At 71.8% G+C, this 6407-nt stretch carries 5 protein-coding genes; 1 reads left to right on the top strand and 4 read right to left on the bottom strand.

The window, feature by feature from the left end:
• Together ACFFNX_RS38455 and ACFFNX_RS38450 are read right to left on the bottom strand one after the other, a co-directional pair.
• A partial coding sequence (locus ACFFNX_RS38455) for an ArnT family glycosyltransferase (protein WP_378211031.1) occupies positions 1 to 1146 on the bottom strand: 1146 nt, incomplete at its 3' end.
• The gene (locus ACFFNX_RS38450; protein ID WP_378211030.1) at positions 1146 to 3806 is read right to left on the bottom strand and encodes a methyltransferase domain-containing protein; all 2661 of its coding nucleotides are present in this window, start codon (positions 3804 to 3806) and stop codon (positions 1146 to 1148) included. The genes ACFFNX_RS38450 and ACFFNX_RS38455, both read right to left, overlap by 1 nt.
• Before the next feature lie 169 nt (positions 3807 to 3975).
• Here ACFFNX_RS38450 and ACFFNX_RS38445 point away from each other — a divergent pair, with 169 nt between their 5' ends.
• On the top strand, positions 3976 to 4860 hold the full coding sequence (locus tag ACFFNX_RS38445; RefSeq protein WP_378211029.1) for a phosphotransferase family protein: 885 nt from the start codon (positions 3976 to 3978) through the stop codon (positions 4858 to 4860).
• Between the two features lie 18 nt (positions 4861 to 4878).
• On the opposite strand, the gene ACFFNX_RS38440 is transcribed toward ACFFNX_RS38445, so the two are convergent.
• Positions 4879 to 5565 (bottom strand): dienelactone hydrolase family protein, encoded by a 687-nt coding sequence (locus ACFFNX_RS38440; protein ID WP_378211028.1) that lies wholly within the window; start codon positions 5563 to 5565, stop codon positions 4879 to 4881.
• Between the two features lie 80 nt (positions 5566 to 5645).
• The coding region (locus ACFFNX_RS38435) for an NAD(P)H-binding protein (protein ID WP_378211027.1) at positions 5646 to 6407 on the bottom strand (762 nt) is incomplete at its 5' end.

Genomic DNA, 6407 nt, shown 5'->3' with positions numbered 1-6407 from the left:
CGCGAGCGCCCGCCGGCGGTCGTCCGGCCGCAGCGCGCGGTCGCCGGTCCACAGCGCCGCGATGCCGCCCAGCACGAACGCCGGGAAGATCGGGTACCAGTAGCGCAGCAGTTGCAGCCGCAGCTTCGGATGGGCGGGGTTCAGCACACCGCCCTCCAGCGTGAGCGGCACCCACAGCAGCATCAGCCACAGCGCGAACACCCCCACCCGGCGTTCGGGGAGCGTGGACGTGCGGCGTATCAGGCGGACGACGACATACGCCCCGGCGGCGAGCGTCAGCGCGAGCAGCAGCAGCGTTCCCGGCGCCTCGGCCAGACGGCCGAGCTGCTGGGGAAGCCGCCACAGGTACACCCACAGCGGCAGGTCGTGGAACGTCCTGGCGACCTCCGGGCGTGAGGGCAGGTCACCGAGCCCCGACCCGGCGTGCAGCCGCGCGAGCGGGTCACCGTACAGGTGGGCGTTGAGCACGGTCTCGCCGGCCCCGGTGAGGGCGACCGGTACGAACCCCCACAGCCACTCCCACCGCCCGATCCGCCGCCACAGCAGCGCGGGCACCAGCGGCCAGACGAACACGATGAACTCGCGCGTGAGGTAGCTCCACCCCATCAGCACGCCGATGACGACGAGCCAGAGCCGCCGCCAGGGCAGCAGCCCCTCGCGCACCGCGATCGTCAGCGCCACGGCCGCGGTGAACAGCGCCGTCGCCGGCAGGTCCGGCAGCAGCTCGGTGCCCGCCACCACGACGATCCCCACGCAGCCGAGCACGGCCGCCGACAGCGCGCCGACGAGACGCCCGAACAGCATGCAGCCGATCGCGTACACCGAGGCGAACAGCAGCAGCGCCGCCGCCACGGGGAACGCGTGGTAGGTGACCTCGGAGTACCCGAACACCTTCATGACCAGCGCGGTCGGCCCGGTCAGGCCGATGCGCAGGTACTGGTGGTCGAAGATCGGATCCTTCGGCCGCGACGGGAACGACCGGGCCGCGTCCATGTAGCGGCTGTGGTCGACGGGCTGCGGCACGGACAGGTCGCACAGCAACAGGACGCTGTACAGCAGCGTCAAGGCGATGCCGAGGATGACCGCCGGCCGCCAGGCGGGCGCCTCGCGCCGCTCGGCGACCGGCTCGGAAGCGGTGTCGAGCATCAGAACAGCACGTGCTCCCCGGCCGGTCCGTGGAACGCGACGCGTCCGTGCCGCATCAGCTCCGCGTCGCTCACCTTCCAGGTGTGCGCCTCGCGGTCGCCGCGTACGGACACGAAGTTGAAGCGGTCACCGGAGTAGATCCCGACGCCTTCGGCCTGCGCGCGCCGCAGCAGGTCGCTGTCGACCGCGCGCGGCAGGTCGGCGAAGCGCAGCTTCCGCAGCGCGTCGCCGTCGGCCAGGATCGTGCCGCCCTGGATGAGCTCGGCCTCGGTGTGCTCCAGGTGCGGGAAGCGCAGCAGCGTGACGTCGTGCGTGCGCATCTCGCAGTAGTGCGCGCCCTTCCCGACCAGGCCCGCCGTCGTGTAGTCGAAGGCGTACGCCAGGTCGCTCAGGTAGTGGCGCCCGTAGAGGTTGTCGTCGTCCATCTTGGCCAGGTACGCGCCGTCGGCGGCGTCGATGCCGAGGTTGAGGATCGCGCCGAGCGTGAGGGAGGCGTCGGCGGACAGCACGACGACGTCGTCCAGCCCGGCGGCCCGCGCCCGCGCCTCCACGCCCTCCGCCGGGATCCCGTGCAGCACCAGGACGAGCTGGAGCGGCCGGTGGTCCTGCGCGGCGACCTGGGCGATGGCGTGGTCGATCTGGTCGGGCCGGTTGGTCGGCAGGATCACCGAGATGGAGCGTTCGCGGCGGGGCGCGGACACGCCCGCGGCGGTCAGCACGGTCTCGGCCCGGTGGCCGTACAGGTGCTTGGCGAAGACCTCCCGCATCGCCAGGTGACCGATGCGGTCGCGCAGGTCGGCGTCCTTCATCAGCTCCACGAGCGCCTCGGTGGTCTGCTCCGGCGTGGAGGACAGGCGCACGAGGTCGCCGAAGACGTTCTCCAGCGCGCGGGAGTGGCCCGACACGACCGGCGTGGCGCACGCGGACAGCTCGAACACCCGCCGGGCGCACATCGTCGGCGACTCGGTCACCGAGTTGACGTTCAGGAAGATCTTGTACGCCTTGTAGGCGGCCAGCATCCGCTCGTACGGGAGGGAGCCGACGATGTGGTCGGTGTACTCCGGCGGGAACGCGAAGTCCGGGTCGTCGGAGATCCGGCTGTAGATGTGCAGGTCGAACTCGCGGGCGGGCCCCAGGATCGTCTGCATCTGCGCGGCGCGCTCGGGATACTTCTTCGCGTGGTACGTCCCGGCGAACGCGACCTCGTGCTTGCGCCCGCCCGGCACCGCGACCGGGTTGTGGATGCGCGGCTGGGCGCCGAACGGCAGCAGCGCGACGCGGTCGTGGCCGACCGCCTCGACGTAGCGCGGGATGCAGTCGGCGTCCACGGTGAAGACGTGGTCGAACAGCTTGGCCGTCTCGATGAACCGGTCGAAGTTCGGCGGGTCCTCCTTGTTCCAGAAGACCGTCGGGACGCCCTGCGCTCGGCACCAGGCGACCAGGTCGCGCACCGGCTGCTTGGGCGCGCCCGCCGCGCTCATCATCGTGGCCCAGCGGCCGCCGTTGCCGTGCCAGGCCGACTCGACGAACAGCAGCGACGGCCGTTCGCGTTCGAGCACCTCGCGCCAGTCGTCCGGGCCGAACGTGATCTGCTGCCACTCGTACCGGAAGGCGCCCGTGGTGAACACGTCGAGGATGACCGCGACCTTGATGTCGCGCGCCACCGGACCGTCCGGGACGGGCACCTCGGGGATGTTGATCGCCGAGTAGTGGCCCGACAGGTCCGGCGAGCCCGCCGTCGTCTCCGGCTTGGGCTCCTCCAGGCGCGGCGCGGCCTTCAGGGCGGTGGCGACGTTCCTGGGCAGCTTCAGCGCCTGCGAGGGATGCTTGGCGCTCCACAGCGCCTCGCCGAGCCGCCACCACTTGCGCGACTTGGCCGACCTCAGCTGCCAGGTGACGTAATCGGTGCGGTAGGACTGGTGCGCCAGGCGTGCCTCGAGGTTCTTCATCCGCGCGTTGACCTGCTCGTAGCGTGCGATGGCGATGTCGTAGCGGCGCATCCGCTCCTTCTCGTCCTGCACCGCCTCCTGGATCGCGATCAGCGCCCGCTCCATGAGCGGCTGCGACGCGATGACCAGGCCGTCCGGGTCGGCCATCGCCCCCGGCCGCCCGACGGCCCGCAGGTACCGGTCGACGATGTCGAGGTCCTCGACGGTGAAGTAGGGCGCGAGCAGGCGCACGAGGGAGTCCACGTAGAACGTGGCGTAGTGGTCGTGGTGGCGGCTCAGCCCGAACGGCGTGGTGAGCACCAGCCGCCCCTGCGGACGCAGCACCCGGGCCGCCTCGGCGAGCAGCGGGGAGGCGTCCGGGGAGTGCTCGACGATCTCTCCCATGAGAACGGTGTCGAACGACCCGTCGGGAAAGTCGAGGCCGGTGCCGTCGGCGAGCCGGAAATCGAGCCTGGCCCGCACGTCCTCGGGCTCGCCCGCGGATTCCGCCTTCGCGTATTCGATTCGGTCGGCCTGGATGTCCACCCCGATGACGGTCGATCCGCGCCGTGCGCACAGGATCGAGGCGATGCCCTGCGAACAACCGATGTCCAGGACGTCTCCGGTGGCCTGCCCGACGAGCCAGTCGATACGATCACGAGCGACCTGCTGGGTGCTTTCGGCCCAGATCTCGCCCTTGTAGACCTCGGAGATGCGATCGGAATTAGCCATTGAGCCTCTTGTCGTCGGATGTGGCCCAGCGACGCTAGCCGTGTTCGGCGAACGGACGGTGTCCAGCAGGAGACGCCGGAGTATCGACGGGGAAGAAGGTGGACACATGGGCGTGGTCAGGGCGGGCGTACCGCTGATCGCTCTCGGTCTTCTCGCCGTCGACGGGTAGATGGCTTCTCCGCATCCGCCGGAGACGGTGCTCGGCTGGGTACGCGACGTGGTCGGCGGACGCATCTCCTCGATCCGCTCGATCGGCGTCGGCTCGACCACCCTGCACGCCATCGACGCGGGCGAACCACCGCGGCGCCTCGTCGTCCGGCGCTTCCACGACACCGAGCGGCTGCGCTCCGACCCCTGGTACGTCCCGGCCAACGAGGCGGCCGTGCTCGAACTGCTCGACGACACCGAGGTGCCCGCGCCGCGCCTGCTCGCGGCCGACCCGTACGGCCGGATCTGCGACGTTCCGGCGTTGCTGACCACGCGGGTGCCCGGCCGGCCCGCCGTACGGCCGTGGGACATGACGGGCTTCCTCACCGCGATGGCGCAGGCGATGGCGCGCGTCCACGAGGTGCCGCTCGACACCGCGCTGCCCCCGTACGCCCCGTACTTCGAATCCTCGGCGAGCGGCGAGCGGCGCCCGCCGGAGTGGTCGGCCAGTCCCGAGCTGTGGGAGCGCGTGTTCGCCGCCCTGGGGGAGGCCGCGCCACAGACGCCCACGGGGTTCATCCACCGTGACTTCCACCCGGGCCAGACGGTGTGGTCCGGCGACCGGCTGACCGGCATCGTCGACTGGACCACCGGCAGTAACGGGCCGTACGGCATCGATCTGGCGCGGATGCGGCTCAACCTGGCCGCGGAGTATGGGGTGGAGGTCGCCGCGGAGTTCCAGGAGGTCTACCGGGAGGCGTCCGGCCGGGACGCGCGGCATCCGTACTGGGACCTCACCGACGCGGCCGACGCGATCCTGGACATGCCCCTCCCGCGCACGCAGGAGGTCGCCGACCGCTACGGGCGCTTCGAGCACTGGGTCGCCATCGCGCTGTCGGAGCTGTAGGTCCGCGGTGGCGGAGTGTCAGCTCCCGACGACGTGCGCCACGGGCCGCAGGTGCAGCAGGAACCAGTCTCGTGCCAGCGACGACACCTGCTCCAGCGCCCCGGGCTCCTCGAAGAGGTGGGACGCCGCCGGGACGATCTCCAGGCGCCCTTCGCCGGGCAGTTCGCGCAGCGCTCGCCGGTTCAGATCGATGACGGCCGGGTCGTTCTCCCCGACGATCAGCAGCGTGGGCTGGCGGTCCAGACGAAGGTACTCCCCGGCGAGGTCCGGGCGTCCGCCGCGCGAGACGACCGCCTGCACGATCTCGGGTCGCTCCGCCGCCGCGACGAGCGCGGCCGCCGCGCCCGTGCTGGCGCCGAACAGCCCGATGCCCAGCCCCTCGGTGCGGGAGAACGCCGAGACCCAGTCGGCCAGCGCCGCGACACGGGTGGCGAGCATGCCGATCGCGAACCGGAGTTCGGCCGTCCAGGCGTCGCGCTGCTCCTCCGCCGGGGTGAGCAGGTCGACCAGGACGGTGGCCAGGCCCGCCTCGTGCAGCACGCCCGCGACGTGGCGGTTGCGGGGGCTGTGCCGGCTGCTTCCGCTGCCGTGCGCGAACAGCACCACCCCGCGGGCCTGGGCCGGGACGGCGACGTCGGCCTCCAGGACGACGTCCGCGACCGGGATGTGGCGGTTCTCCTCGACGATGTTCATGTCCGCGTTCATGTCCGACCTCCGAACTCGCCGTATCTACGACGCTACGCCACGTCGCCGGGGGCGGGTCGCCCGGCTCGCACGGGCGCGGGTCAGGTGTAGAGCGCGGCGTGCCGGGCGACGAACTCCTCGACGGTCTCGGCGGGCCGCCCGGTGACCAGTTCGACGGTGTGGGTGGCCCGGTCGTAGCGGTTCTCACGGTGGAGGCGGACCATGGTCACGATGTGCTGCTCGACGTGCGGCGGCAGGCCCGCGGGGGAGAGGACCTGCCCGACCCACTCCTCCAGCGGGACGTCCTCGTACGTCACCGGGCGGCCCAGCGCGCGGGAGAACTCCTCGGCGACGCCGTTCAGGTCCTGGGACCGCGGGCCGGTCAGCTCCAGGACCTGGCCCAGGTGGGGAGACGGGTCCTCCAGCACGGCGGTGACGACCCGCGCGACGTCGCCGGCGGCGATCGGGGACGTACGGCCGGTGCCGAACGGCAGCCGGAGCACCCCGGCCGCGGCGACCGAGTGTGCCGCGAGCGTCGTGAACAGCGGGTTGTCCAGGAACGCGGTGGGGCGGATGTGCACGACGGGAAGGCCGGACCAGTTCAGCACCTGCTCGGCCAGCCAGTGCAGCCGCTGCTGACGCGACTCGTCGGTGCTGAACGCGTCCATCTGCGAGACGGTCATCTGCGACATGGCCACGAGGGCGCCGAGCGAGCCGAGCGCGCGGCCGGCCGTCGCGACGGTCGCCGCCGCCTCCAGGTGGGACGGCGACACGCTCAGGCTGAAGAACATCGCGGAGACGCCGTCGAGGGCCCGCGCGACGTCGGCGGGGTTCCGCAGGTCGCCGACGACCACGTCGGCGCC

Source organism: Actinoallomurus acaciae (assembly GCF_042429965.1).
Lineage (GTDB): Bacteria > Actinomycetota > Actinomycetes > Streptosporangiales > Streptosporangiaceae > Actinoallomurus > Actinoallomurus acaciae.
This window is presented reverse-complemented; position numbering and strand designations above follow the sequence as displayed.

Excerpts from the sequence above, each read along its gene's own strand:
- ACFFNX_RS38450 (WP_378211030.1), bottom strand. The coding sequence starts at position 3,806 with ATGGCTAATTCCGATCGCATCTCCGAGGTCTACAAGGGCGAGATCTGG.
- ACFFNX_RS38445 (WP_378211029.1), top strand. The coding sequence starts at position 3,976 with ATGGCTTCTCCGCATCCGCCGGAGACGGTGCTCGGCTGGGTACGCGAC.
- ACFFNX_RS38440 (WP_378211028.1), bottom strand. The coding sequence starts at position 5,565 with ATGAACGCGGACATGAACATCGTCGAGGAGAACCGCCACATCCCGGTC.